Annotated in this window: 27 protein-coding genes and 1 riboswitch; of the genes, 13 read left to right on the top strand and 14 right to left on the bottom strand. The window is 45.4% G+C overall.

Annotation, left to right across the window (positions count from 1 at the left end):
- Positions 1-235 (top strand): transposase (locus tag L1D55_RS20620; protein ID WP_239917017.1); only part of this gene is annotated, 235 nt, incomplete at its 5' end.
- Positions 236-304: 69 nt separating this feature from the next.
- On the opposite strand, the gene fbp is transcribed toward L1D55_RS20620, so the two are convergent.
- Complete coding sequence (fbp, locus tag L1D55_RS20615; RefSeq protein WP_239918656.1) at positions 305-1,315, bottom strand: class 1 fructose-bisphosphatase; 1,011 nt, start codon at positions 1,313-1,315, stop codon at positions 305-307.
- Between the two features lie 271 nt (positions 1,316-1,586).
- Between fbp and mpl the strand changes: the two genes are divergently transcribed.
- The 5 genes from mpl (at position 1,587) to thiQ (ending at position 7,209) form a co-directional block, all read left to right on the top strand.
- Positions 1,587-2,945, top strand: coding sequence for a UDP-N-acetylmuramate:L-alanyl-gamma-D-glutamyl-meso-diaminopimelate ligase (gene mpl / locus L1D55_RS20610; protein WP_239918655.1), 1,359 nt, complete (start codon positions 1,587-1,589; stop codon positions 2,943-2,945).
- Between the two features lie 38 nt (positions 2,946-2,983).
- Positions 2,984-3,607: a flavin prenyltransferase UbiX gene (locus L1D55_RS20605; protein WP_239918654.1), complete on the top strand. Its 624-nt coding sequence runs from the start codon at positions 2,984-2,986 to the stop codon at positions 3,605-3,607.
- 43 nt (positions 3,608-3,650) lie between these two features.
- Positions 3,651-3,770, top strand: a riboswitch (TPP riboswitch).
- Between the two features lie 53 nt (positions 3,771-3,823).
- Positions 3,824-4,816 carry a thiamine ABC transporter substrate binding subunit gene (gene thiB, locus L1D55_RS20600; protein ID WP_063522568.1) on the top strand — a complete coding sequence of 331 codons (993 nt, stop codon included), beginning with the start codon at positions 3,824-3,826 and terminating at the stop codon, positions 4,814-4,816.
- Between the two features lie 82 nt (positions 4,817-4,898).
- Positions 4,899-6,494: a thiamine/thiamine pyrophosphate ABC transporter permease ThiP gene (gene thiP, locus L1D55_RS20595; protein ID WP_239918653.1), complete on the top strand. Its 1,596-nt coding sequence runs from the start codon at positions 4,899-4,901 to the stop codon at positions 6,492-6,494.
- Between the two features lie 10 nt (positions 6,495-6,504).
- On the top strand, positions 6,505-7,209 hold the full coding sequence (thiQ, locus tag L1D55_RS20590; RefSeq protein WP_239918652.1) for a thiamine ABC transporter ATP-binding protein: 705 nt from the start codon (positions 6,505-6,507) through the stop codon (positions 7,207-7,209).
- Between the two features lie 79 nt (positions 7,210-7,288).
- Here thiQ and yjgA read toward each other — a convergent pair whose 3' ends face one another.
- Positions 7,289-7,813: a ribosome biogenesis factor YjgA gene (gene yjgA, locus L1D55_RS20585; RefSeq protein ID WP_239918651.1), complete on the bottom strand. Its 525-nt coding sequence runs from the start codon at positions 7,811-7,813 to the stop codon at positions 7,289-7,291.
- Between the two features lie 118 nt (positions 7,814-7,931).
- Between yjgA and pmbA the strand changes: the two genes are divergently transcribed.
- Entirely contained in the window at positions 7,932-9,275 is a 1,344-nt protein-coding gene (pmbA, locus tag L1D55_RS20580) for a metalloprotease PmbA (protein WP_239918650.1), read from the top strand.
- 95 nt (positions 9,276-9,370) lie between these two features.
- Here pmbA and mgtE read toward each other — a convergent pair whose 3' ends face one another.
- The 12 genes from mgtE to L1D55_RS20520 form a co-directional block, all read right to left on the bottom strand.
- On the bottom strand, positions 9,371-10,726 hold the full coding sequence (mgtE, locus tag L1D55_RS20575; protein ID WP_004738711.1) for a magnesium transporter: 1,356 nt from the start codon (positions 10,724-10,726) through the stop codon (positions 9,371-9,373).
- A gap of 148 nt (positions 10,727-10,874) precedes the next feature.
- Positions 10,875-11,150, bottom strand: coding sequence for an HPr family phosphocarrier protein (locus L1D55_RS20570; protein ID WP_004738710.1), 276 nt, complete (start codon positions 11,148-11,150; stop codon positions 10,875-10,877).
- A 2-nt stretch (positions 11,151-11,152) separates the two neighbouring features.
- Positions 11,153-12,022: an RNase adapter RapZ gene (rapZ, locus tag L1D55_RS20565; RefSeq protein WP_008220437.1), complete on the bottom strand. Its 870-nt coding sequence runs from the start codon at positions 12,020-12,022 to the stop codon at positions 11,153-11,155.
- Between the two features lies 1 nt (position 12,023).
- Positions 12,024-12,485, bottom strand: coding sequence for a PTS IIA-like nitrogen regulatory protein PtsN (gene ptsN / locus L1D55_RS20560; RefSeq protein WP_004738707.1), 462 nt, complete (start codon positions 12,483-12,485; stop codon positions 12,024-12,026).
- Between the two features lies 1 nt (position 12,486).
- Complete coding sequence (hpf, locus tag L1D55_RS20555) at positions 12,487-12,774, bottom strand: ribosome hibernation promoting factor (protein WP_239918649.1); 288 nt, start codon at positions 12,772-12,774, stop codon at positions 12,487-12,489.
- A gap of 61 nt (positions 12,775-12,835) precedes the next feature.
- Complete coding sequence (locus L1D55_RS20550) at positions 12,836-14,296, bottom strand: RNA polymerase factor sigma-54 (RefSeq protein WP_105025877.1); 1,461 nt, start codon at positions 14,294-14,296, stop codon at positions 12,836-12,838.
- Between the two features lie 54 nt (positions 14,297-14,350).
- The gene (gene lptB, locus L1D55_RS20545; RefSeq protein ID WP_004738702.1) at positions 14,351-15,076 is read right to left on the bottom strand and encodes an LPS export ABC transporter ATP-binding protein; all 726 of its coding nucleotides are present in this window, start codon (positions 15,074-15,076) and stop codon (positions 14,351-14,353) included.
- A gap of 2 nt (positions 15,077-15,078) precedes the next feature.
- A complete protein-coding gene (gene lptA, locus L1D55_RS20540) occupies positions 15,079-15,573 on the bottom strand; it encodes a lipopolysaccharide transport periplasmic protein LptA (RefSeq protein ID WP_004738701.1) in 495 nt (164 codons plus the stop codon).
- The gene (gene lptC / locus L1D55_RS20535; protein WP_004738700.1) at positions 15,554-16,117 is read right to left on the bottom strand and encodes an LPS export ABC transporter periplasmic protein LptC; all 564 of its coding nucleotides are present in this window, start codon (positions 16,115-16,117) and stop codon (positions 15,554-15,556) included. The genes lptA and lptC overlap by 20 nt, the downstream gene beginning before the upstream one ends.
- Positions 16,114-16,671 carry a 3-deoxy-manno-octulosonate-8-phosphatase KdsC gene (kdsC, locus tag L1D55_RS20530; RefSeq protein WP_004738699.1) on the bottom strand — a complete coding sequence of 186 codons (558 nt, stop codon included), beginning with the start codon at positions 16,669-16,671 and terminating at the stop codon, positions 16,114-16,116. Before kdsC ends, lptC begins: the two co-directional genes overlap by 4 nt.
- Positions 16,671-17,642, bottom strand: a complete 972-nt coding sequence (gene kdsD, locus L1D55_RS20525; RefSeq protein ID WP_004738698.1) for an arabinose-5-phosphate isomerase KdsD — start codon at positions 17,640-17,642, stop codon at positions 16,671-16,673. Before kdsD ends, kdsC begins: the two co-directional genes overlap by 1 nt.
- 34 nt (positions 17,643-17,676) lie before the next feature.
- The gene (locus tag L1D55_RS20520) at positions 17,677-18,642 is read right to left on the bottom strand and encodes a calcium/sodium antiporter (RefSeq protein WP_008220425.1); all 966 of its coding nucleotides are present in this window, start codon (positions 18,640-18,642) and stop codon (positions 17,677-17,679) included.
- A gap of 265 nt (positions 18,643-18,907) precedes the next feature.
- Here L1D55_RS20520 and mlaF point away from each other — a divergent pair, with 265 nt between their 5' ends.
- The 6 genes from mlaF to ibaG are packed head-to-tail and all read left to right on the top strand — an operon-like array spanning position 18,908 to position 22,217.
- Entirely contained in the window at positions 18,908-19,702 is a 795-nt protein-coding gene (gene mlaF, locus L1D55_RS20515; protein ID WP_128159331.1) for a phospholipid ABC transporter ATP-binding protein MlaF, read from the top strand.
- Position 19,703: 1 nt separating this feature from the next.
- Entirely contained in the window at positions 19,704-20,483 is a 780-nt protein-coding gene (mlaE, locus tag L1D55_RS20510) for a lipid asymmetry maintenance ABC transporter permease subunit MlaE (protein WP_008220420.1), read from the top strand.
- A gap of 2 nt (positions 20,484-20,485) precedes the next feature.
- Positions 20,486-20,977: an outer membrane lipid asymmetry maintenance protein MlaD gene (mlaD, locus tag L1D55_RS20505; protein WP_239918648.1), complete on the top strand. Its 492-nt coding sequence runs from the start codon at positions 20,486-20,488 to the stop codon at positions 20,975-20,977.
- A gap of 13 nt (positions 20,978-20,990) precedes the next feature.
- Positions 20,991-21,641: a phospholipid-binding protein MlaC gene (locus L1D55_RS20500; protein WP_171368791.1), complete on the top strand. Its 651-nt coding sequence runs from the start codon at positions 20,991-20,993 to the stop codon at positions 21,639-21,641.
- A complete protein-coding gene (locus tag L1D55_RS20495; RefSeq protein WP_102361390.1) occupies positions 21,641-21,949 on the top strand; it encodes a lipid asymmetry maintenance protein MlaB in 309 nt (102 codons plus the stop codon). The genes L1D55_RS20500 and L1D55_RS20495 overlap by 1 nt, the downstream gene beginning before the upstream one ends.
- Positions 21,950-21,962: 13 nt before the next feature.
- Entirely contained in the window at positions 21,963-22,217 is a 255-nt protein-coding gene (gene ibaG, locus L1D55_RS20490; protein ID WP_004738686.1) for a BolA family iron metabolism protein IbaG, read from the top strand.
- Positions 22,218-22,219: the final 2 nt, after the last annotated feature.

The following is a 22,219-nucleotide window of genomic DNA, read 5'->3' as shown; positions in this document are numbered from 1 at the left end:
GGTATGGTGGGCACAAGTGCAAGAAAGTGGAATTAAGCCATTGAAAGAGTTCGCACGAAAACTGAGGCCTTATCTTCACGGTATTATTGGATCGGCAAGTTATCCGCTCAACACCTGCACATTGGAAGGGATAAACAACAAAATAAAGTTAATCAAGCGAATGGGGTATGGGTATCGAGATACAGACTACTTCTTCTTGAAGATAAAAGCGGCTTTCCCCGGAAAGCCGCGATGAACCTAAAAAAAGCCAGCATTTCGATGCTGGCTTTTTTAATGAAGTTAAGCTGAGAAAGAAACGAGAGGGTTAGTCTGGATTCTGCTCAAGAAACTCTTCGACTTTACGAACCATATTCTTAGAACCAACAAAGAAAGGTACACGTTGGTGTAGCTCAGTTGGTTTGATGTCCATGATACGTTGTACACCATCAGAAGCGATGCCGCCTGCTTGCTCCATGATGAAGGCAATAGGGTTGCACTCATAAAGCAAACGCAGTTTACCTTGAGGGTGGCTCTCTGTACTTGGGTATAAGTAGATGCCGCCTTTTAGTAGATTGCGGTGGAAATCTGATACAAGAGAACCAATGTAGCGTGACGTGTAAGGGCGGTTATCACTTGGCTCGCTCTCTTGACAGTACTTGATGTACTTCTTCACACCTGTTGGGAAGCGAATGTAGTTACCTTCGTTGATCGAGTAGATCTTACCTTCGTTTGGAATCATCATGTTTTCATGAGATAGACAGAAAGTACCCAGAGATGGGTCGTAGGTGAAACCATTTACGCCAGCACCCGTTGTGTAAACCAGCATGGTTGAAGAACCGTAAATCACGTAACCGGCAGCTACCTGTTTGTGACCTGGTTGTAGGAAGTCTTCTTGAGTCGGTGGTGTTCCGATTGGAGACACACGGCGGTAGATAGAGAAAATCGTACCAACCGATACGTTTACATCGATATTTGAAGAGCCATCTAGTGGATCCATCAGTACGACGTATTTTGCGTTTTTGTTGAGCTCTTTATTGAAGGCAACGGCTTCGTCTTCTTCTTCACTTGCTACACCACAAACTTGGTCACGAGCTTCTAGAGCCGCTTTAAATTTGTCGTTCGCATAAAGGTCTAGCTTCTGCTGCTCTTCACCTTGAACGTTGTCTGTACCAACAGCGCCAGTAATGTCGACAAGACCTGCTTTGTTGATTTCACGGTTAACAATTTTTGCAGCAAGACGAATTGATGACAAAAGGGATGATAGATCACCACTTGCATGGGGGAAGTCACTCTGTTTCTCAACAATGAACTCACCAAGGGTGCGCATCTCAGACATGTTATTTCCTTAAACTTCTCTGAATATTAGGGGGGATTTGAGCACCATAGAATTTGCCTCTTAAGTGGGCTTTATTCATCTAGACGCTTACCTAAATTCTAAGGCTTAGATCTTTTTAATGGTAATGAACTAAGCGACACAGATCTCACTTACTATGTCGACTCAATTTGTTTTGCATTGCCGCTCGCTTTTAATCTTCATTTAATGATAATGAGTACAAGCCGTTTTAATTAGGCACTGTTTATATTAGCCAAGCGTTTGGAAGCAATTTATGCATATTCATATCTTAGGAATTTGTGGCACCTTCATGGGCGGTGCTGCGGTATTGGCTCGTCAATTAGGTCACAAGGTTACCGGTAGTGACGCGAATGTTTATCCTCCAATGAGTACTTTGTTGGAGTCGCAAGGGATTGAAATTATTGAAGGGTTCGACCCAAGCCAACTAGAGCCTAGGCCTGACCTGGTGGTTATCGGAAATGCGATGAGCCGCGGTAACCCATGTGTTGAGTATGTCTTGGATAACAACCTTAGATACACATCTGGCCCACAATGGCTGCAAGAGTTCTTGCTGCACGACCGCTGGGTTCTTGCGGTGTCCGGTACTCACGGTAAAACCACGACATCCAGCATGCTAGCTTGGATCTTGGAAGATTGCGGTTATGCTCCCGGCTTTTTAGTTGGTGGGGTATTGGGTAACTTTGGTATATCTGCTCGCTTGGGTGAAAGCATGTTCTTCGTCGTAGAAGCTGACGAATACGACAGTGCTTTTTTCGACAAACGCTCTAAGTTCGTTCATTACCACCCAAGAACCTTGGTAATGAATAACCTTGAGTTCGATCATGCCGACATTTTTGACGATCTTGAAGCGATCAAACGTCAATTCCACTATTTAGTGCGAACTGTGCCAGGCAATGGTCGTATTTTCTCACCTAAGCAAGATACCGCTATTCAAGATGTTCTATCACGTGGCTGCTGGAGTGAGACAGAATCGAGTGGCGAAGCTGGCGATTGGGATGCCAAAAAGCGAGTTAAAGATGGCTCTCAATTTGAAGTTTACTTCCAAGGTGAGTGTGTTGGTACGGTAGATTGGGACCTGGTTGGTGATCACAACGTCAACAATGCTCTTATGGCGATTGCTGCGGCAAGGCATGTGGGTGTGACGCCAGATTTAGCGTGCGAATCGTTAGCGAAATTCATCAATACTAAACGTCGTCTAGAGTTTAAAGGCGAGGTTGCTGGTGTGTCTGTTTATGATGATTTTGCCCATCACCCAACGGCGATTGAACTTACGCTCGGTGGTTTACGTAATAAGGTCGACTCGAAAAAAATCATTGCCGTTTTAGAGCCTCGTTCCGCCACCATGAAGCGTGGTGTGCATAAAGAAACCTTGGCTGATTCGCTCAAACAAGCGGATTCCACCTACTTATTCCAACCGGACAACATTGATTGGTCGGTACAGGATGTCGCAGATGCTTGTCATCAGCCTGCACATGTTAGTGATGATATGGATGTATTTGTTGCTAAAATTGTCTCAGAGGCGCAAGCGGGCGACCAAATTCTGGTAATGAGTAATGGTGGCTTTGGTGGTATTCACCAGAAATTGTTGGATGCGTTAGCCCTTAAAGGTTAATCCAATCCACGACCTTATAATTTGAAGTAACTGAGAACATGACAAAACACGATAAAGCGATAACTCTTGCCTTCACTGGCGCATCTGGTGCGCCTTACGGATTGCGCTTGCTTGAATGCTTGTTGGCAGCAGACTATCAAGTCTGCCTGCTAATTTCGTCGGCAGCACGAGTGGTGTTGGCTACAGAGCATGAGCTCAAGTTACCTGCTGGGCCGGATGCGGCAAAGCAAGCCTTGGTTAAGCACTTGGGCTGCGATCCAGAAAAGCTAGTGGTGTGCGGTAAAGATGACTGGTTCTCTCCAGTTGCATCAGGATCTGCAGCGCCGAAGCAGATGGTGGTTTGCCCATGTTCTGCGGGCAGTTTGGCATCCATTGCTCATGGGTTATCGGACAACCTGATTGAGCGCGCAGCAGATGTGGTGATGAAAGAGCGAGGTCAGCTGTTATTGGTGGTTCGTGAAACGCCATTCTCAACGCTACATCTAGAGAACATGCACAAGCTATCGACGATGGGGGTAACCATCATGCCAGCCGCTCCAGGTTTTTATCACCAACCTAAGTCAATAGAAGACTTGGTCGATTTTATGGTGGCGCGCATTCTGGACCATCTAGGTATTGACCAAGGTTTAGTGCCTAGATGGGGCTACGATCAACGTAATTGATCCAAACTTGATAGCTTATTGTTAAAAATCGAATTACAATTCCGGACACTCATCGGGGAGCAAACCATTCAAATTATGAATGCGAGCTGAGATCAAGCAGGTGCTTGGGACCCGTAAACCTGAACCAGATAATGCTGGCGTAGGAATTGAGTTAGGAACAACCTCTATCGTTCTCCTCCCTCAAACCTGTGCCGCTCAGACCATGGAGAGCGTCCAGTGAAATTCACATTAACTACCCTTGCTGTTACTACAGCTATCTCTTTTTCTGCCTTTGCTGCAGACGATACGTTAACCGTATACACCTATGACTCTTTTGCTGCGGATTGGGGCCCTCGTCCTGCCGTAGAGAAAGCATTTGAAGAAAAGTGTGGCTGTGATGTGAATTTTGTCGCGCTCGAAGATGGCGTATCTATTCTTAACCGTTTACGTCTTGAGGGTGGCAACAGCAAAGCTGACATTGTTCTGGGCTTAGACAACAACCTGATGGCTGAAGCGAAAGCAACAGGCTTACTGGCTGAGCACAATGTTGATACATCATCGGTAACACTGCCAAATGGCTGGGACGATAATACCTTTGTACCTTATGACTTTGGTTACTTCGCTTTTGTCTACAACACAGAGAAGCTAGCAAACCCACCGAAAAGTCTGAAAGAGTTGGTTGAGCAACGTGAAGACCTGAAGGTTATCTACCAAGATCCACGTACATCAACACCTGGCCAAGGCATGATGCTTTGGATGAAATCGGTGTACGGTGATGAAGCGACAGCGGCGTGGAAGAAGCTAGCTCAGAAAACGGTGACGGTAACTAAAGGCTGGTCTGAAGCTTACTCTATGTTCCTAGAGGGTGAATCTGATCTAGTATTGTCTTATACCACTTCTCCGGCTTACCACATCATTGCAGAGAACGATTCTAAGTACGCAGCTGCGAACTTTGAAGAGGGGCATTACACTCAAGTGGAAGTAGCTGCAAAGGTCAAAGGCAGTAAGAATGAAAAGCTTGCTGATGAGTTTATGGCGTTTATCCTAAGTGATGAATTCCAATCGGCGATGCCAACAGGTAACTGGATGTACCCTGTGACAGATGTTGAGCTACCTAAAGGTTTCGAACAACTGACGGTACCTCAGCAAGCGTTAAGCTTTAGCTCTGAAGAGATCGCCGAGAAGCGTAAGCCTTGGATTCGTGAATGGCAGAGTGCACTTACTTTTTAATTTACTTTTAAAAGAATGAACGACCTGTATTTAAAGCCATTCTTTATGTTTGGAATGGACTTTTTACGGTAACAATCAATTTATGATAAAGAAAACGCCTAAGGTCGGTATTTGGGTCGCGATACTCATTACCGCCTTCGTGGTTTCAGCAGTAGGGGCATTGCTTAGCAATGCCCCTTCTCTTGATATCAGCCAAGTATGGTCCGATCCCTACTATTGGCATGTAACGAAGTTCAGTTTTTATCAAGCGACACTCTCAACGGTGCTGAGTGTTGGCTTTGCTATACCTATTGCACACGCTTTGTGCCGCAGACAGTTCTTTGGACGAGCGCTACTGTTAAGGCTCTTTGCGTCGACCTTGGTTCTGCCTGTGTTAGTCGGCGTCTTTGGCTTACTGGCTATTTACGGCAACAGTGGTTGGTTAGCTAAGTTCGTGGCGAACTTCGACATTGAGTTACCATTTTCGATTTATGGCCTGAATGGTATTTTGTTGGCACACGTCTTCTTCAATCTGCCTTATTCCTGTCGCTTACTTCTGCAAGCGTTAGATACCGTGCCTGCTGAGCAGCACAAGTTATGCGCACATTTAGGCATGAGTCATTGGAACAAATTCAGGTGGGTAGAATGGCCTCGCTTAAGGCAACAGTTACCTCATGTATGTGGCTTAGTCTTCATGCTGTGCTTTACCAGTTTTGCTACCGTGATGGCGCTAGGCGGTGGCCCTAAATCAACCACTATCGAGCTCGCAATTTATCAGGCGATTAAGTTCGACTTTGATCTGCAAGCGGGGGCTTTGCTGGCGATATGGCAAATGCTGTTATGTGGCGTGTTAGCGGTGAGTATTCAGCGCCTGTCTAAGCCTATCTCAGTGACCGCGAGTCAGCTGTCGGAAGAAAAGTATTTGGTTAAGGACAGCTGGTGGTCAAAAGCTTGGGATAGCTTTTGGATCATCATGGTCTCAATACTCGTATTACCGCCACTGTTGATGGTGCTTGTTAGTGGTATTAACGCTCAGTCATTGGCTGTACTGAGCAGTGAGCCGTTTTGGGCGGCGTTGATGACTTCGGTGAAAGTCGCTTTATTGGCGAGTGTTATTGCAGTCGGCATAGGTATCGCGATATTGCTTACCAGTCGTGCATGGCGCTTGCAAAACAAGACGATCAGAGCCGATAAAATCGAGCTGATCGGCACTATTATCTTGGTGACGCCGGGGTTAGTGATCAGCACAGGTATCTTCTTACTGCTACGTTCATTTACCGATGTGTTCAGCTTGGCGTTCTTTATTGTTATTGCCGTAAATAGTCTAATGGCGCTGCCTTATGTGATTAAGACACTTGCCCAACCTATGTTGCATCTGTCTCAGCAATATCAATATGTGTGTGCCAGTTTGGGTATGACTGGCTTTACTCGATTTAGGTTAGTGGAGTGGCGTGCATTGCGTCAACCGATGGCGCAGGCTTTCTCTATTAGCATTATGTTGGCGATGGGCGATCTCAGCGCGATTGCCTTGTTTGGTAGCCAAGATTTCAGAACCTTGCCTTTATATCTATTCCAATTGTTAGGTAGCTATCAAATGGAAGCTGCGGCAGTGGTGTCAGTGAGTCTGCTGTTGCTGAGTGTTGGCAGCTTTAGCCTGATTGAATTTTTATTTACTCGAAGCTCAAAGCTAAAGAGTTAAGGGACCGATGATGTTAGTGATGAAAGATGTGGATTACCACTATCACCAAGAGTTGTTTAGTTTTGATTTCCAAGCAGAGCAGGGCGATATTGTTGCCCTGATGGGGCCGAGTGGCGCGGGTAAATCAACCCTGCTTGCTTTAGTTGCGGGCTTTATTGAGCCGACATCCGGAGAGATCTCGGTAGCTGGGCAATCGCTGATTGGTAAAGAAGCACATCAGCGCCCATTGGCAATGCTGTTTCAAGAGCATAACCTGTTTGCTCATCTCACGGTGCGTGAAAACATTGGCTTAGGGTTACACCCAGGCTTAAAGCTTACTGCAACCCAAAAGCAAGCGGTAGAGCAAGCGGCTGCCCAAGTTGGCGTCGCTGAGTATTTGGATAGGTTACCTGAACAGTTATCTGGTGGTCAGCGTCAGCGTGTCGCATTAGCACGTTGTTTCGTTCAACCTCACGATATTTGGTTACTTGATGAGCCTTTTTCGGCGCTGGATCCGTTACTGCGAGAAGAGATGCTTTGCTTAGTGAAGCGGTTAGCAGCAGAGCGCAATATTACTGTTTTGATGGTGACGCACCATTTAGGTGATGCACGTAGTATTGCGAATAAGTTTGTGTTCGTCGCGTTGGGTAAGGTGTTAGTCGAGGACTCGATAGAAATGCTGGCGGTTGACCACCCGCAGTCAGAGTTGAGCTCATTTGTAAGAGCTGGCGAGTAGTACTTAATTACCAGCAGAATCAAAAAAAGACCTAGCGCGTGCTAGGTCTTTTTTTGGTAACTGATAAAGCGATGACGGATTAGTCTTCTTGTTTTAGCTCTTTCAGGATTTGGAAGATCTCACGGAAAGCCTTTGCTGGCTTGTTTGCTTTCTTCTCTTTGTTAGCTTGGCGAGCAAGTTGACGAAGACGTTGACGGTCTGCTTCAGGGTACATATCCATGACTTCTGAAATAGCAGCATCACCTTCTTCAACGATACGGTCACGCAGTTGCTCAAGCTTGTGTAGTTCAGCTGTTGCTTGTGAGTGCTTGTTACGTACCTTGTCCAAAGCAGCTTGAATCGGCTCTGGGTCGATGTTACGCATGATCTTACCAATGTATTGAAGCTGGCGACGTTTTGCTTCGTTCTTAAAGCGTTGTGCGTCTTTGATCGCGAGTGCCAAATCTTCAGACAGAGGGAATTTCTCTAATACTGATGGCTTTAGGGTAACAAGTTCTTCCCCTAGTTTCTGTAGGGCTTCCATGTCCGTTTTCATTTCGGTTTTACTTACCCAGATGATTTCTTCTTCTGGTTCCCATGGAGCTTTTTGGTTTTTGCGAGCCATCTTTTCTGCCTATGTCACTATCTCAAACGAATATATTGCCTATTTTAGCAAGAATCTTGGGGAGAAAGCGAAATTCTTGTTATCCTACGTAATATTGACCTACAAAATTAGAATAGATATGGATGTAAAACAGCAAGTCGCCCAGCAAAGAGTTGATCTAGAAGCCGCAGTTGCAAAAGCGTTGGACATGGCCTCTGTGAGTGCCGACGCCGCTGAGGTCGCTATTACTAAGTCAACGGGTTTGAGTGTTTCAACACGCATGTGTGAAGTGGAAAACGTTGAATTTAATAGTGATGGTGCGCTAGGCATTACTGTTTATCGCGGCCAGAAAAAAGGCAGTGCATCTACATCTGATCTGAGTGAAAAAGCGATTGCTCAAACAGTCGCAGCGGCACTTGATATCGCTCAGTACACTTCAGAAGACCCGTTCGCAGGTCCTGCAGCAAAAGAATACATGGTGAAAGAGATTCCAGATTTGGACCTTTTCCACCCTGATGAACCAAACCCAGACTACGCGGCTGAGATTGCGATTGCAGCTGAGAAACAAGCGCTATCTTACAGCGATAAGATCAAACAAAGCGATGGCGCAAGCTACGACAGCCACTATGGTGTTAAGGTCTATGGTAATAGCCATGGTCTGCTAGCAAGTTATGCATCAAGCCGCCATAGCACGAGCTGTTGTGTGATTGGTCAGGGTGCTAATGGTGAAATGGAACGTGACTACAGCTATACCGTTGCACGTCACCGTGATGAGCTATGGACGCCTGAACGAGTAGGTCAAGAAGCAGCAGAAAAGACCATTAGCCGTTTAGATGCGAAAAAGCTAGCAACAGGTCAATACCCGATCATGTTTGCCAATGATGTAGCGACTGGCCTTATTGGTCACCTCGTGATGGCGATCAGTGGTGGTAACCTATACCGCAAAGCGTCTTTCCTATTGGATCATTTAGGCCAGAAAATCTTGCCGGATTGGTTCAACATCTCTGAGCGTCCTCATATCTTACGCGGTTTGGCGTCGAGCCCATTTGATAGTGAAGGTGTGCTTACTCAAGATCGTGAAATCATCACTGATGGTGTACTTGCAACCTACCTACTAACGAGTTACGCAGCACGTAAAATGGATATGACTCCGACGGGGCATGCTGGTGGTATTCATAACTGGTTCGTTAAATCGACAGGCCAAAACTTTGAGCAGATGCTTAAAGAGTTGGGCACTGGCTTCCTCGTAACTGAAGTGATGGGCCAAGGCGTGAATACCGTAACAGGTGATTACTCTCGTGGCGCGGCAGGTTTCTGGGTTGAGAATGGAGAAATCCAATACCCAGTATCGGAAGTGACCATCGCGGGTAACCTAAAAGATATGTTCAATCAGATCGTTGCTGTGGGTAACGACGTTGAAACGCGCTCGCAAATTCAAACGGGTTCTATCCTGCTTGAGTCTATGAAAGTGGCAGGCGAGTAATTCAGTTAACGCCAGATTGATGAACTAAAAAAGGGAGCCGATGGCTCCCTTTTTGTATGCAGTGTTTTGCTGTTAAAGCGCTTTATGACAACAACTTAGATAAGTATGGTTGCTAGGCCCAAGAACACCGATAGGCCAATAACATCGGTTACTGTGGTGAGTGCCATACCACCGGCTAATGCTGGGTCGATATTCATCTTCTTCAGCATTACAGGAATGGTTACACCGGCGATACCAGCCACTATCAAGTTGGTCATCATTGCGGCTGAGATGATGCCTCCCAGTATCCAGTTGCCTTTCCAAGCTACCACAATACCACCAATGATAACGGCCCATAGAACGCCGTTGAGGAAGCCGATAGCTGCCTCTTTGAATAGTAATTCGCGTTTGTTACTGTCACCGATGTGACCAAGTGCTAAACCACGAATCACTAGAGCAACGGTTTGGTTACCAGCAACACCACCCATCGACGGTACAATCGTCATCAGAACCGCAATCGCAGCCATTTGGTCGAGCGTTGCTTCAAACATGTTGGAAACAGATGCGGCAGCAAGCGCTGCTAGAACGTTAGCACCAAGCCATACGCTACGACGACGAGCAGATTTTACGACCGGTGCGAAGGTATCTTCGTCATCGTCCATACCCGCCATACTCATCATTGAGTGTTCGGCATCTTCACGGATAACATCAACCACGTCATCGATAGTAATACGACCAACGAGATGTTGGTTGCTATCGACAACCGGTGCTGAAACCCAGTTACGACGTTCAAATAGGCTCGCGATATCTGACGCACTGGTTTCTACGGAGATGGCTTCATCTGCATCGTCCATCACTTCTGAAACGGCAATATCAGGCTGAGTCGTAATCAGTGTGGTCAGTGACAAGTTACCAATCAGACGCTCTTCTTCGTCAATGACATACAGAGCATCGGTTGCATCAGGCAGTTCGCCACGCATACGCAAATAACGCAGTACAACATCAACATCGACATCACCACGAATCGTGATTACGTCGGTATTCATGATCGCACCGGCAGAGTCTTCTGGGTACGACAGGGCGGTTTCAACTAGTGCACGATCGGCGGAGTCCATTTGAGAAAGGACTTCGCGAGAAACATCGTCAGGTAGGCTTCGAAGTACGTACGCGACGTCATCCGTTTCCATGCCTTCGGTTGCTTCGGCCAAGGTCTCTGGTGCCATTTTTGACACAAGAGCATCTTTAACGTCTTCGTTTAGTTCATCAAGAATTTCACCGTAGTCTTCTGGATCGGTGAGTTGCCAGAGTACGTCACGACTTTTGCGAGGGGAGGCTTCTAAAAGGTGTGCAATATCCTCAGGCTCCATGTCCTGAAGTTGTCGGCGTACGTGTACAAATCGGCCGTTTTCTAGGGCTTCGCTGACTTCTTGGAGGGTTTGGTGAGCTTGGTCGAATTCTAATTGCTCTGCCATATTTTCCTCCTATCTCATTATTCTTACAATGCTTGGAATAGTAACTTAATTCTAGGGCTTATTTAAATCATAAACTTAGGTAGAACTAAGATTTAATATAGGTTGGTTCACCGTTTGAGTTTGCGGCGTTACGAGTTAAGCGTCTTGGCTACTCACCCTCATCAAATTTATCTTCGATAAGGTGGCAAACGGCATCAAGTGCTTGTTGTGAATCAGTACCCGAAGCTTGAATCGTGATGTGTTGGCCTTGGGCTGACTCCAGCATCAATAGTCCCATCACGCTGTCTGCGGTGGCAGTTTTATCTTCTTCACTATGAATTGTGATAGTGGCATCAAAGCTTTGTGCAAGCTCAACCAACTTTACGGCCGCTCTAGCGTGAAGACCCAAACGGTTTTGGATCAGTACAGTTCGAGTTAATTCCATGGTTAGCCCTGTTGGTGCTTCTCTAGAGAGGCATGTCTGATTTGAACTTGATGACCAAGTTGTTCGAAGTATTCGCCAATTTTCTGCGTTAGATACACCGAGCGGTGCTTACCACCAGTACAACCAATGGCAACCGTTAGGTAACTGCGATTGTTTTTCTCTAACATTGGCAGCCACTGCTCAACAAAGCCTTGAATCTGTTGTTTGAGTTCAATCACTTCTTGATGTTGCTCTAGAAAGGAGTGAATCGGAGCATCAAGGCCTGTCATTGGTCGTAAGTCAGGTTCCCAGTGAGGGTTTGGTAAGAAGCGAACGTCAAACACGTAGTCGGCATCGCTTGGTAGACCAAATTTAAAGCCGAAAGATTGAAAGACGATGATTAACTCTTGCTTCTCTTTGCCTTCGACTTTAAAGCGCACTTTTTCACTCAACTCGTAGAGGTTGCAGTCACTGCTATCAATCACAATGCTGGCTTGTTCTGCTAGAGGGCTGAGAAGCGTCTTTTCTAAATCAATTGCTTGTTCCAGAGAGAGTTTCTCCTGGCCAATTGATAAAGGGTGGATTCTGCGGGTTTCGCTGTAGCGCTTGAGGAGTGTCTGCTTACTGGCATCGAGGAACAATACATCAACGTCGATGTTGGTAGCGGACTCGAGTTGCTCAAGCGTGTCGGTGACTAACTGAGGCTCTTTCGGTAGGTTACGTATATCAATGCTTACCGCAACGTTTTGGTTGCTTTCGCGTACTGATTCGACAAAGTTGTTGAGCAGGTTTACCGGCAGATTATCGACACAGTAATACCCCAAGTCTTCTAGGACTCGTAACGCAACACTTTTACCGGCCCCTGATTGGCCACTAACCACGATTAATCGCATGTTATTGCTCGCAAGTTGGCACTTGAATCATGATGTCGTAAAGCTCTTGATCGCTCTGAGCATTACGCAGCTGTTTAAGAGTCTGCTTGTCGTTTAGTCGTTCTGCCATACAAGAAAGGGTTTTTAGATGCTCTTTACACTGTTCACTAGGAACCAGTAGAGCAAATAGTAGGTCGACAGGACGGTTATCAATCGCATCAAATTCGATCGGATCTTGGCATTGCAGTAATACAGCTATCGCTTTATCACTGACATTCATACGAGCATGGGGAATAGCGATACCATTACCAATACCGGTACTGCCCATCTTCTCGCGGCTCAACATGCATTCGAATAGCTCTGTTGAATCTTGACCACAGCTCTCTGCTGCGATTTGACTGATGAGCTCAAGGGCTCTCTTTTTGCTTGTGCATTGGACTGCACTTTTGGTGCAGTCCAATGAAAGTACTTCGCTTAATTGCATGTTAGTGACTACTTAGCTTTTCTTTGTGCTTGTTGAGTTGGCGAACGAGTTTATCAACCAACGCATCAATCGCAGCATACATGCTTTCATCTGTTGCTGTTGCATGAATCTCACCTTGGTTTACGTGAAGGGTCGCTTCTGCAATTTGATTGATTTTCTCAACTTTTAAAACAACCTGAATACTATTGATATGATCAAAGAAGCGTTCAAGCTTGTCGAATTTGGTGTGAACATAGTCTTGCATTGAATCGGTAAGATCAACGTGATGGCCTTGAATATTGATTTGCATAGACTTTCCTTTTCAGTTGGTGCCCGATAATAGCGATTGAGTTAAGAGTGACTCAATTTGCTTATAGTAGGCGTTTACGCTGACTCGATGGGGCAATGCCCAGAGACTCACGGTATTTCGCTATCGTACGTCTAGCTACCTGAATTCCTTGGTCAGCCAGTAAAGCAGCTATCTTGCTATCACTGAGAGGCTTAGCGGTATTTTCTGCCGCAACAAGCTTCTTAATGAGTGCTCGAATTGCTGTCGATGAACATTCACCGCCATTGTCAGTACTGACATGGCTCGAGAAAAAGTATTTCAGTTCGAAGATGCCACGAGGCGTATGCATGAACTTTTGAGTCGTCACACGAGAGATCGTGGACTCGTGCATATCAACGGCTAAAGCAACATCGTTGAGTACCATCGGCTTCATCGCTTCTTCGCCATGTTCGAAGAAATCGCGCTGATGTTCAACAATGCATCGCGCAACTTTGAGTAGCGTCTCATTTCGGCTTTCTAAGCTTTTGATTAACCACTTCGCCTCTTGCAAGTTCGAGCGAATGTATTGGTTATCGGCGCTGTTACCTTTACTACCTAAGTCTGCGTACTGCTGATTGACTTTCAGCTTTGGCACACTGTCAGGGTTAATGGTTACTAACCATTTGCCTAGGTCTTTAAATACCGATACATCTGGAACCACATATTCGGTTTCGTCTGGCGTAATCTTGCTGCCTGGTCGTGGGTCCAGTTGTTGAATGAGTTGCAGAACCTCACGTAGCTCTGCTTCTTTCAACTTAGTTTCTTTGATCACCAGTTTGTAATCACGGTTACCGAGTTGGTCGATATGGCTAGTAAGTACTAACTTAGCTTCTTCAAGCCAAGGTGTGTCTTGTGGGAAAGTCGCCAGTTGTAGCAGTAAGCAATCTTGAAGATTTAGTGAACCAACACCCAATGGGTCAAACTGTTGGATTCTTTTGCGCACAGCTTCGATTTCATCAAGCTCTACGTCTTCACTGTCGAAGTTTTCAAGGATGTCTTCACAAGATACGGTGAGATAGCCATAGTCATCGATGGCATCAATCAACGCGAATGCAATGCTTCGGTCTGTTTCTGTGAATGGTGTGAGGTCGAGTTGCCAAAGTAGGTAATCGTGCAGGCTTTGGGTGGTTTCACCTTGATATACAGGCATATCGTCATCAATTGCGATACCAGTGTTACCTGTATTTGCGCTGTAGACATCTTCCCAAGTGGTGTCGATCTCGAGTTCGTTACCAATCTCTGATTTTTCGATTAAGTCTGAGCTGTCAGGTAAGTCTTGCTCTGCGGCTTCAACTGTTTCTTTCTCGTCACTGCTAGGCTTTTCTTCCGATGATGGCGTTTCTTCATTGCCTTCTTCCACATCGAGTAATGGGTTAGATTCAAGTGCTTCTTGGATCTCTTGTTGCAAATCTAAAGTAGACAATTGCAGCAAACGGATCGCTTGCTGCAATTGAGGAGTCATTGCTAACTGTTGGCCTAGCTTAAGTTGTAATGAGGGTTTCATTCAGTGTTACTTACCTAGTTATTATTCTTAGAACTCTCGATACTCTCTATATAATCATAGACGGAATTGTTCGCCTAGATAAACTTGTTTAACTTGTTCGTTATTGAGAACATCTTCAGGAGTACCCTCTGCGATCAGGTGCCCTTGGCTCACGATATAGGCCTTTTCACACACGTCTAATGTTTCACGAACGTTGTGGTCGGTAATCAAAACACCCAAACCGCGATCGCGCAGGTGTTCGATGATTTTCTTGATATCGATAACCGAGATCGGGTCAACACCAGCAAACGGTTCGTCTAGTAAGATGAACTGAGGGTTTGCTGCAAGAGCGCGAGCGATTTCAACACGACGACGTTCACCACCCGATAGGGCCATACCATTACTGTGACGGATATGTTGGATGTGGAACTCTTCTAGAAGGTCTTCTAGCTTGTCCTGACGCTGTTCATTGGTCATCTCATCACGAGTCTGTAAAACCGCCATGATGTTGTTCTCAACAGACAGCTTACGGAAGATTGATGCTTCCTGAGGTAGGTAACCGATACCAAGACGCGAACGGCTATGCATTGGCAAGATACTGATATCTCGGTCGTCAATGCTGATGGTACCTTCGTCACGAGCAACTAAGCCTACAATCATGTAGAAGGATGTCGTTTTACCGGCACCATTAGGACCAAGCAAGCCGACAATTTGGCCTGACTCAACCTGTAGGCTTACGTCAGTCACTACTTTACGTTTGCTGTATGTTTTCGCTAGGTTTTGCGCTTTAAGAACGGCCATGGCTACTTATTCACTTCCGTTGGTTGTAAAACCGTTGATACTCGTTTGTTCTCACCACTGTCAGCGACTAGCTTCTGAGAGCCAATCTGGTAAGTGATCTTAGAGCCACGGATGATACTGCCATCTTGAGATAGCATTGCATTCTTGGTCATGATCAGTTTGTCGGCAACAAGCTGGTAATGCAGGTCGTCCGCTTCACCGTAGAGCGTTTTTCCGTCATCAGTCAGCTGAGAGAAGGTCGCCGGTTTACCGAAGCCTTGAATCTCTTCAATTTCACCGTTTACGGCGTTGCGGGTAACAATAACCTTATCTGCATTGATATTGATGCTGCCTTGTTTCAGGTTTACATCACCAATGAAGGTTACTTGGTTACTTTTCATATCCAATTGCTGGCTGTCTGAGTCAATGTAGACAGGTTGCTCGCTATCAGAAGATAGGGCGTAGACATTTGGTGCCGCAAGAGTCAAAGCGAATAAACTAAGGTGTAAGAGTTTCATATCTACCTTGAACAGAATTAAAGAGAGTCGCATTGTTGGTACCGAAGTTACCTTTTATTGCTTGACCCTCATTTTCAAAAAATGTACCGATCATATGGACCGGAGTATCTGAATAAAAATCTCGGCTTTTCAGCTCAACAACCATTTTGTCTGTGGTCATTGTATCGAAGCTTGCCCCTGGCAGTAGATTCTTTGCCACAACGTTGTCATAAAAAGTGACAACTTGATTTTCATCCATAATCGCGCGATCAGCGGTGACTTGCCATTCAATTGTGTGTCCTTCTCGGAAGACCGAAAGAACAGGGTTTTGAAAGTGCGTGTCGCCAACCACTGAGAAGTGTTCTAAATACGTCGATTCAACTTGGTAGCTGCGAATGCCTGACTCATCGTAACTGATGTTGTTTAGGCTGTTGCCGCTAAAAGCAGGTAGCTCCAAATTTGGAGCCACTTGTATCGTCGATGTTTGCTCTTTGTCGAACAAGTAGTAGGTCGACCAAGAGGCAATAAATATTAGTATTAAATAGATAATACGAGTAAAACTCATATGCTTAAACCTTTGTGCACGTCGAGTTCATTTCTTGCTTGTAAAATCAGGTCGCAGACTTCACGAACTGCACCATGACCACCGTTGATGGTTGTCACGTAGTTTGCTCGCTGTGCGAGTAGCGGGTGACCATCTGCCACACAAACCTTTAAGCCAACTTTTTCCATTACCGGCCAGTCGATAAGATCGTCGCCGATATAACCTGTGTTTTCAGGGTTAACTGAAAGCTTATCGCAAATATCCTGGTAAGCCTTAACTTTATCGTCTTGGCCTTGATAAATAAGTTTGATACCGAGAGCCGTCATTCGATTCTCAACAATCTGAGACTTGCGACCTGTGATGATGGCGATTTCAATGCCCGCGTTCATCAGTGATTTGATGCCGTAACCGTCACGAGTGTGAAAGGTTTTCAGCTCTTCACCATTGTTGCCCATGTAGATGCGGCCATCGGAGAACACGCCATCTACATCGCAAATTAGGAGTTTGATGCCTTTTGCTATTGCAAAAACATCTGAGTCAACAGTGCCGTATAGAGTTTCGACTGTCTGTGTCATTACATTACTCCAGCTTTCAATAAATCATGCATGTTTAGAGCACCAACTAGTTTGCCATCTTGGCATAGCATCAAGCCATTGATGCTTTTAGCTTGCATTAAGTTTAAACCCTCTACCGCAAGCATGTTCGGATCGGCAACGGTAGGATTTAGCGTCATCACATCGCCAATTTGAGTGCTATGAATATCAACGCGCTTATCCAAGATACGGCGTAAATCACCATCGGTAAAAATACCGGCCATTTGACCATCTTGATCAATGATGGCTGTCATACCCAAGCCTTTCTGAGATATCTCTAGTAAAGCGTCTCTTACTAATGCATCCGGAGCGACAACAGGGAGTGCATCGCCAGTGTGCATGATGTCGTCTAGTTTCAATAGTAGTTGACGACCTAAAGCGCCACCTGGGTGAGATAGGGCAAAGTCTTGAGCTGTGAAGCCTCGAGCTTGTAAAAGTGCGACGGCTAATGCATCACCCATCACTAAGGTAGCTGTGGTGCTGGTTGTTGGTGCTAAACCTAGTGGGCACGCTTCTTCCGGCACAGAAATCTGTAAATGGATATCAGACAAGGTCGCCATATTTGATGCAGGCTTGCCTGTCATGCTGATGATCTTGATGTTCAAACGCTTCAATACAGGGAACAGACTCAGAATCTCACCTGACTCACCTGAGTTCGATATTGCAATCACAATATCGCCCGGTTCGATCATGCCTAAGTCGCCATGTGCTGCTTCACCCGGGTGTACAAAGAAAGCTGATGTACCAGTACTTGCTAGCGTTGCTGCGATTTTATTGCCGATATGGCCGGATTTACCCATGCCCATCACAACCACTTTACCCTTGTTGTTTAGGATTAGGTCGCAAGCTTTGCAAAAATCATCATTAAAATATTGGTCCAATTGAGTGAGACCTGCAACTTCAGTTTCCAAAACTTGTTTGGCAACACTGCGATAATCAAATGGCTGAGACATCAAATACTCCAAGTACGGAAAGTTAAGTCAACAATTAAGCCGACATGTTCATTAGCAGGTAGCTTTGGTAAGCCACGAACGTCACGATTAACACGCCACCTTCAATACGATTCACACTACGCGATTTACCTAGCGCCATCACAACAAGCAGCAGAGATACACCTAGCATGACCCAGAAGTCACGACCCATCGCAAATTCGCTCAAGATAGAAGGGTTAAGGATGCCAGGAATACCCATAACAGCCAGAATGTTGAATACGTTTGAGCCAATGATGTTACCCACCGCCATATCGTCTTCGCCTTTCATTACACCAGCAAGTGATGCAGCAAGTTCAGGTAGGCTGGTACCAACGGCAATAATGGTTAAACCAATAACAAGGTCGCTCATACCGAAGAACTTAGCGATGATAACGGCATTATCAACCAGCATATCAGCAGCTAAAGGAAGAATGATTAGACCAATTACCACCCACATTGCAGCTTTCGGGTTACTAACACCCTCAGGAATCTCTGATTCTTGTTCATCAAGAAACGCATCGCCGTTCTTTTTCTCACTACGGCTGATTTGCAGCATGGCAAACAAAAACGCACCGAACAGAACAAATAACAATACGCCTTCGTAGAAACCTAAGTGGTTATCCCAAAGCAGTGCACCAGCTAGTAAAGTGACACCAATCATGAGTGGTAGTTCACGGCGAATCACAGCTGAGCTGATTGATAGCGGTTTGATTAGCGCAGTGATACCTAAAATTAGCGCTATGTTGGCGATGTTTGAGCCTAGAACATTACCGACCGCGGTATCTGTTTTGCCATCAAGCGCAGCCGTTGCAGAAACCATCATTTCAGGAGCTGAAGAGCCCATTGCAAGAATCGTCATACCGATAACTAATGGTGAGATACCGAAGTTGCGAGCAAGAGCTGCGGCGCCGTAAACCAGCTTATCTGCACTCCACACCAAAAAACCTAGACCGATAATAAGAAACGCAATCGCTTCAAGCATGATGATTCCTAAAAAATTAATAAAAAACGGAGAATTAACCGCTAATTTTGACCTGTTGGTAGGTAAAAGGGAAGTCACTCGGCAAATTAATTACCAGTTAGTCACCAAGAAAGAGAGCTGAATAGATAATTTTCTAATGCTTTCAAATCCCTGCATACATTCCTGTTTAATATGAATTAATTGAACAGTGCTTTTAATTCTAAAGTAGACTCATTATTATTGCAGCCATAATTGGCGTTTTTTAAAGCAAGGAAACTACAAGAGTATGTCGAATACTGAACTTGTAAAAGTTAAGAACCTTAGCTTCTCACGCGGTGATCGCGTTATTTTTGACGACATCAGTTTAGAGGTGCCTCAAGGCAAAATAACCGCAATCATGGGGCCATCGGGGATCGGTAAAACCACTTTATTGCGTTTGATTGGCGGGCAGTTGCCACCAGATAGCGGTGAAGTCTGGTTTGATGGCGACAACATCCCGACCTTATCTCGTCGAAAGCTGTATCAAGCACGTAAAAAAATGAGCATGCTTTTCCAATCGGGTGCACTTTTTACGGACCTCAATGTGTTTGATAATGTGGCGTTTCCACTGCGTGAGCACACTGAACTTAACGAAAAATTCATTCGTACTATCGTGTTACTTAAGCTTGAGGCGGTAGGGTTACGCGGTGCTGCGCAATTGATGCCAAGTGAGTTGTCTGGCGGAATGGCAAGGCGTGCCGCATTGGCGCGTGCTATTGCACTCGATCCCGAGCTAATCATGTACGATGAACCCTTTGTCGGCCAAGACCCTATAACAATGGGTGTATTGGTCGAGCTCATTCGCAACCTCAATCAAGCCTTGGGCTTAACGTCTATCGTCGTTTCTCACGATGTTCCTGAGGTGATGAGTATCGCTGATTGGGTTTACTTACTCGCAGATGGCAAAATCATTGCGGCAGGGTCACCGGAAGAGTTGTACAACAATGACGATCCGAGAGTGCAGCAATTTTTGCAAGGTGAGGCGGATGGCCCTGTGCCATTTAGGTTCCCTGCGCAAAGTCTTGAAAAGGATTTATTTTAATATGATTGCTAAAACTATTGCAGGTGTCGGCAAACGAACACTTGCGATCTGTGAGTCATTTGGTCGAGCAAGCCTGATGTTATTCGGGGCTTTGTTTGGCATCCCGCGACTAAAAAACTTCCCTTTATTAGTTAAACAACTTTATAGCGTTGGCGTTCAGTCATTGGCTATTATTTTAGTTTCGGGTTTGTTCATTGGCATGGTATTGAGCCTGCAAGGTTATGTTGTGCTAATTGATTACGGCGCTGAGGGCAACCTTGGCCAAATGGTCGCGCTTTCATTGTTACGTGAGCTTGGTCCTGTGGTCACAGCATTGCTATTTGCAGGTCGTGCTGGTTCAGCGCTGACGGCTGAAATCGGTTTGATGAAAGCAACGGAGCAGATTTCCAGTTTAGAAATGATGGCGGTAGACCCTCTAAAACGCATTATCGCACCACGCTTGTGGGCTGGACTTATCTCTATGCCTCTACTAGCGATGATCTTTATGGCGGTCGGTATTTGGGGCGGTCAGTTAGTCGGTGTTGATTGGAAAGGCATTGACCACGGCAGTTTTTGGTCTGCGATGCAGTCTTCTGTTGAGCTAGGTCGAGATATCGGTAACAGCATGATCAAATGCATGGTCTTTGCTATCACCGTAACTTGGATTGCTCTTTTCAATGGTTATGATGCGGTACCGACCTCTGAAGGTATTAGTCAAGCAACCACACGTACAGTAGTACACTCTTCTCTAGCGGTATTAGGGCTAGATTTTGTTCTTACCGCATTGATGTTTGGGAATTAATCATGCAACAAACTCGAAAGTTAGAATTATGGGTCGGCACCTTTGTTATAGCCGGAATTTGCGCAATCTTAATCATGATCTTTCAAGTCGCTGACGTAAAGGGGCTGGGTTCAAACCATACTTACAATCTAAAAGCGACCTTTGACAACATTGGTAGCCTAAAAGTTCGTTCTCCAGTGAAGGTTGGTGGTGTGGTTGTTGGTCGTGTTAAAAGCATTGAACTTGATACCGAGAGCTACCTTCCTGTGGTTGAAATGTCGATTGATGCGAAGTACTCACAGTTTCCTGATACCTCTAGTGCTCAAATCTTAACGTCAGGCTTAATCGGTGAGCAGTACATCAGTTTAGTTCCGGGCTTCATTTTTGACGATGAAGAGATGTTGGTTGATGGTGATTCGATTGAAGACACTATATCGGCATTGGTACTCGAAGATTTGATTGGCCAAGTGCTGTATAGCGTTGGCGGCTCTGATGACAATAAAGCTGAGGAATAAGACGATGTTAAAAATGATGAGTCACTTGAAAATAGGGTTTGTCGCTGTGATGGCCTTGTTGATTTCTACTCAAGCTTTTGCTGATGCGACTATTGATAAAACGCAGCCTTACCAAATGATGACACAAGTCGCTGAGGTAGCATTTGAGCGTTTGAAGAGTGAACAAGACAATATCCACAAAGACCCAGAATTGCTCAAGGTGATCGTGGAAGAAGAGTTGATGCCTTATGTGAATGCTCAATATGCAGCACTTAAGTTGCTGGGGCCAAACTTGAAAGGTGCCGATAGAAAAGATGTGCGTGTATTTATCGATGCATTTCGTAAGTACCTAGTCTCTTCATACGCACAAGTGTTAACTCAATACACGGACCAAACCATCGAGTTTGGCCCGGAACCAAAAATTAAAGCGGATAGCCGTATCACCAGTATCAAGGTTGATATCATTGATACGCCAAGACCTAACATCAAACTTGAATTCAAACTTCGTAAAGACAAAAAGTCTGGCGAGTGGAAAGCATTTGATATGGTTGCGGAAGGGATTAGCCTGCTGTCGAGCAAGCAATCAGAGTGGAATACTAAGATTCGTCAAGACGGTATCTTAGCGGTTGCTGACGAGCTAGAGAAACTAGCTGCGCAGCCGATTCGCTTTGAGAGTAATAAATAATGAGCCAATCTCAATGGCAAGCGCTAAGCTCTAAAGAGTATCAGCTGCTCGGAGATATCGACCGAGACAGCGTTCCTGCAATCTGGCGTATATTGGAAAAGTGGCAAACAACGGAATCGAGCGTTGAAATTGACCTTAGCCATATAAATCGAGTCGATTCAGCAGGAATGGTGATGCTAATTCACTTATTAGAGCATGCAAAAAATCAAAACTGTCATATAATGCTTAGTTTCGTGCCAGAACAATTACGAACGTTGTTCCAATTGAGCAATATCCAGCCAATGATGGCAGAACACATAAAAAATTAGGCAGGAGCTATTTGTGGACAGCACAAAAGTACAAGAATTATTAGCAGAGGCACTGAACCTTCAAGAGATTATCGTGAAAGGTGAAGGCAGTCATTACGAAGTTGTTGCGGTAGATCCATGTTTTGACGGCATGAATCGAGTTAAGAAGCAGCAACTAATTTACGGCCCACTAATGGAATACATTCAACGCAATGACATCCATGCTCTTTCTATCAAGGCATTCACGCCGGAAGAGTGGGAACGTGATAAGAAACTGATGTCACTTTAAGG

The sequence above is a fragment of the Vibrio sp. Isolate22 genome, assembly GCF_022398115.1.
Classification (GTDB): domain Bacteria; phylum Pseudomonadota; class Gammaproteobacteria; order Enterobacterales; family Vibrionaceae; genus Vibrio.
Note: the sequence above shows the minus strand (reverse complement) of the source record. Positions and strands in the feature narration are given on the sequence as shown.

Coding starts and splice junctions, on each gene's coding strand:
- fbp (WP_239918656.1), bottom strand. CDS start 1,315: ATGTCTGAGATGCGCACCCTTGGTGAGTTCATTGTTGAGAAACAGAGT.
- mpl (WP_239918655.1), top strand. CDS start 1,587: ATGCATATTCATATCTTAGGAATTTGTGGCACCTTCATGGGCGGTGCT.
- L1D55_RS20605 (WP_239918654.1), top strand. CDS start 2,984: ATGACAAAACACGATAAAGCGATAACTCTTGCCTTCACTGGCGCATCT.
- thiP (WP_239918653.1), top strand. CDS start 4,899: ATGATAAAGAAAACGCCTAAGGTCGGTATTTGGGTCGCGATACTCATT.
- thiQ (WP_239918652.1), top strand. CDS start 6,505: ATGTTAGTGATGAAAGATGTGGATTACCACTATCACCAAGAGTTGTTT.
- yjgA (WP_239918651.1), bottom strand. CDS start 7,813: ATGGCTCGCAAAAACCAAAAAGCTCCATGGGAACCAGAAGAAGAAATC.
- pmbA (WP_239918650.1), top strand. CDS start 7,932: ATGGATGTAAAACAGCAAGTCGCCCAGCAAAGAGTTGATCTAGAAGCC.
- mgtE (WP_004738711.1), bottom strand. CDS start 10,726: ATGGCAGAGCAATTAGAATTCGACCAAGCTCACCAAACCCTCCAAGAA.
- L1D55_RS20570 (WP_004738710.1), bottom strand. CDS start 11,150: ATGGAATTAACTCGAACTGTACTGATCCAAAACCGTTTGGGTCTTCAC.
- rapZ (WP_008220437.1), bottom strand. CDS start 12,022: ATGCGATTAATCGTGGTTAGTGGCCAATCAGGGGCCGGTAAAAGTGTT.
- ptsN (WP_004738707.1), bottom strand. CDS start 12,485: ATGCAATTAAGCGAAGTACTTTCATTGGACTGCACCAAAAGTGCAGTC.
- hpf (WP_239918649.1), bottom strand. CDS start 12,774: ATGCAAATCAATATTCAAGGCCATCACGTTGATCTTACCGATTCAATG.
- L1D55_RS20550 (WP_105025877.1), bottom strand. CDS start 14,296: ATGAAACCCTCATTACAACTTAAGCTAGGCCAACAGTTAGCAATGACT.
- lptB (WP_004738702.1), bottom strand. CDS start 15,076: ATGGCCGTTCTTAAAGCGCAAAACCTAGCGAAAACATACAGCAAACGT.
- lptA (WP_004738701.1), bottom strand. CDS start 15,573: ATGAAACTCTTACACCTTAGTTTATTCGCTTTGACTCTTGCGGCACCA.
- lptC (WP_004738700.1), bottom strand. CDS start 16,117: ATGAGTTTTACTCGTATTATCTATTTAATACTAATATTTATTGCCTCT.
- kdsC (WP_004738699.1), bottom strand. CDS start 16,671: ATGACACAGACAGTCGAAACTCTATACGGCACTGTTGACTCAGATGTT.
- kdsD (WP_004738698.1), bottom strand. CDS start 17,642: ATGTCTCAGCCATTTGATTATCGCAGTGTTGCCAAACAAGTTTTGGAA.
- L1D55_RS20520 (WP_008220425.1), bottom strand. CDS start 18,642: ATGCTTGAAGCGATTGCGTTTCTTATTATCGGTCTAGGTTTTTTGGTG.
- mlaF (WP_128159331.1), top strand. CDS start 18,908: ATGTCGAATACTGAACTTGTAAAAGTTAAGAACCTTAGCTTCTCACGC.
- mlaE (WP_008220420.1), top strand. CDS start 19,704: ATGATTGCTAAAACTATTGCAGGTGTCGGCAAACGAACACTTGCGATC.
- mlaD (WP_239918648.1), top strand. CDS start 20,486: ATGCAACAAACTCGAAAGTTAGAATTATGGGTCGGCACCTTTGTTATA.
- L1D55_RS20500 (WP_171368791.1), top strand. CDS start 20,991: ATGATGAGTCACTTGAAAATAGGGTTTGTCGCTGTGATGGCCTTGTTG.
- L1D55_RS20495 (WP_102361390.1), top strand. CDS start 21,641: ATGAGCCAATCTCAATGGCAAGCGCTAAGCTCTAAAGAGTATCAGCTG.